This window comes from Alcanivorax sp. UBA3183 (assembly GCF_002364155.1).
Lineage (GTDB): Bacteria > Pseudomonadota > Gammaproteobacteria > Pseudomonadales > Alcanivoracaceae > Alcanivorax > Alcanivorax jadensis.
Genome location: NZ_DEXN01000011.1, coordinates 1,642 through 4,206, shown reverse-complemented (window position 1 = coordinate 4,206; position 2,565 = coordinate 1,642). Strand labels below are relative to the sequence as shown.

Sequence of the window (2,565 nt, the reverse complement as noted above, 5' to 3'; positions counted from 1 at the left end):
CCAGGTCAGGTTGTCTCCGCTGCGATCCACCTTCCCAAGGTCACATTCATCCGCATTCCAGCTCTCTTGCAGGGCACTGACCACATCCTCGGCCTCTTCAGGGGTGAGGCACTGCTGCTGGGTATGAGCCCGCATCTGCGGGGGCAGATTGTCGCCTTCCATGGTGGTATTGATCTGCCACAGGCCAGGCTTCAGGTCGCCGGCCAGAACCGGGGCGCACAGGCCCAGCAGTGTTGCCAGCAGGATCGTGTGTTTCATGTCGCGTCCCTTCGTTACCAAACTGAGATACTTCAGAGTAGCAACGTAGAGCAGGGCGCTCAATTACCACTCATGCTGGCCGCTGGCTCGGCGGGAATTCGCACAGGTCTGCAATCAGGCATTCGCCACACTTGGGCTTGCGGGCCATACACACATAGCGGCCGTGCAGGATCAGCCAATGGTGGGCATCGCGCAGGAATTCCTCCGGCACCAGTCGAACCAGCCGTTTTTCCACTTCCAGCACATTCTTGCCCGGTGCAATCCGGGTGCGGTTGGACACCCGGAAGATATGCGTGTCCACCGCCATGGTGGGCAGCCCATAGGCCGTATTGAGCACCACATTGGCGGTTTTGCGACCCACACCGGGCAGGGCTTCCAGGGCTTCGCGGGTACGTGGCACCTGGCTATCATGCTGCTCGACGAGAATTTTACACAGCTGAATGATGTTTTCGGCCTTGGAATTAAACAGGCCGATGGTCTTGATGTACTCTTTAAGCCCGTCGACTCCCAGGGCGAAGATCGCCTCTGGTGTATTGGCCACCGGATAGAGTCTGGCGGTGGCCTTGTTCACGCCCACGTCCGTGGCCTGGGCAGACAGCACCACGGCCACCAGCAACTCGAAATCGCTGCTGTATTCCAGCTCGGTGGTGGGGTGGGGGTTCTGATCCCGTAGACGGGTAAAGATTTCAGTTCGTTTTTCGCGGTTCATAACAGCTTCCCGTTGTCGCGGGCAGTATAACGGATCAAATCGGTGGCTGTGAGGGGGAAACCCCAGCCGCCAACAAGGAGAAAGGGATGCAGTTTTCCGCCATGGAAACCCTCATGGTCGCATTGTTGGTTCTGGGCGCCGGGCAGTGGATCGTTCACAAGGTGGACTTGCTGTCGCGGCTGAACATGCCGGAGCCGGTTGTGGGTGGTTTGCTGGCGACCATTGTGGTCACTGCCATGCAGCTTTCCGGTATCAGCCTGACCTTTGATGAAAGCATCAAGACACCCGCCATGCTGTTTTTCTTCGGTGCGGTAGGCCTGGCCGCGGACTTTCGCCTGCTGCGCCGGGGCGGCTGGGCCATGCTGTTGTTCGCGACACTGGTAATCGTGCTGGTGGCACTGCAGGATCTGGCCGGGGTGATGATGGCCAAGTTGATGGGGCTGGATGCCTGGTATGGCCTGATTGGCGGCTCGGTGACCATGACCGGTGGCCACGGCACAGGGGCCGCCTGGGCGGGGGTCTTCGAGCGGGACTTTGGTCTTACCGGCGTCAGTGAACTGGCGGCGGCGTCTGCCACTTTCGGTCTGATATTCGGGGCGCTGCTGGGCGGGCCACTGGCCATGTTCCTGATTCGTCGCTACCGGCTTGCCGCACCGGCCCATGGTGCGGCGGTGGAAGATGCCGGGCATGACGAAGCGGAAACCCCTCGTCCCATTTCCGCCGCCAGCGTGATTCGCATCATGATGTTGCTGTCAGTGGGTGTGGTGGTCGGCGCGGTGGCGGCGGAAGAGTTTGCTTCCGTGTTCCGGTTGCCTACCTTTGTATGGGTGCTGTTTGTCTGCATTGTGCTGGGTAACTCGGCGCGTCGCCTGTGGCAGGTCAACGATGCCACCATTGATGTGGTGGGTAACACGGCGCTGGGGATTTTCCTGGCGATCACGTTAATGAGTCTGCAATTGTTACAACTGGTGGATCTGGCACTGCCCATGCTGGCCATGCTGCTGGTGCAAGTGGGGCTGGCGCTGGCGTTCATTACCCTGGTGACCTTCCGGCTGATGGGGCGCAACTATGATTCGGCTGTCCTCTGTGCTGGCCACTGCGGCTTTGCCATGGGGGCTACGCCTACAGCGGTGGCCAACATCCAGGCGGTGACCCAACATCATGGCCCGTCGCCGCTGGCGTTTATCATCGTGCCGGTGGTAGGGGGCTTTATCGTGGATATTGCCAACGCGACGATCATCCAGACGTTCGTGTCTGTGCTATCGGGCTAGGGGCAATGCGGACGTTGTTTACTATGAGCTGCGTGCGCGACTGCAGAAAGGGCTCAAGCGAGTAACGAGTTTCGAAGAGCAAACCGGTTTGGCCTTTCGCTCCTCGCAACTCGCAACTGCTTCCAGTTACTGGGTAACCACTTCCCCCTCTTCGATACGCAACCGCTCGCCGGGCCTCTTGTCCATGCGAATGGTGTCTTCCTGATCATTGAAGACATAGGTCACGTCGTAACCTTCTGTGCGACTCTTGTCTTCCATCACGGTGTTACAGCGTTGTTCCGTGGTGGTGTAGGTGTTTTTTTCCTGCATGCCTTTCTGGATCTGATT

Annotated in this window: 3 protein-coding genes and 1 pseudogene; 1 reads left to right on the top strand and 3 read right to left on the bottom strand. The window is 59.1% G+C overall.

The genetic code is table 11. The features are described 5' to 3' along the window. Nucleotides 1-258, bottom strand: a 258-nt coding sequence (locus tag B3Q33_RS04680) for a DUF3617 domain-containing protein (protein WP_286827057.1), incomplete at its 3' end; no start/stop codon positions are given. A 70-nt stretch (nucleotides 259-328) separates the two neighbouring features. Then, entirely contained in the window at nucleotides 329-967 is a 639-nt protein-coding gene (nth, locus tag B3Q33_RS04675) for an endonuclease III (RefSeq protein ID WP_272974515.1), read from the bottom strand. A gap of 86 nt (nucleotides 968-1,053) precedes the next feature. Here nth and gltS point away from each other — a divergent pair, with 86 nt between their 5' ends. Then, a complete protein-coding gene (gene gltS, locus B3Q33_RS04670; RefSeq protein ID WP_273009057.1) occupies nucleotides 1,054-2,238 on the top strand; it encodes a sodium/glutamate symporter in 1,185 nt (394 codons plus the stop codon). A gap of 126 nt (nucleotides 2,239-2,364) precedes the next feature. Here gltS and B3Q33_RS04665 read toward each other — a convergent pair. Then, nucleotides 2,365-2,565: pseudogene (locus B3Q33_RS04665) on the bottom strand (hypothetical protein); the annotation flags it as partial.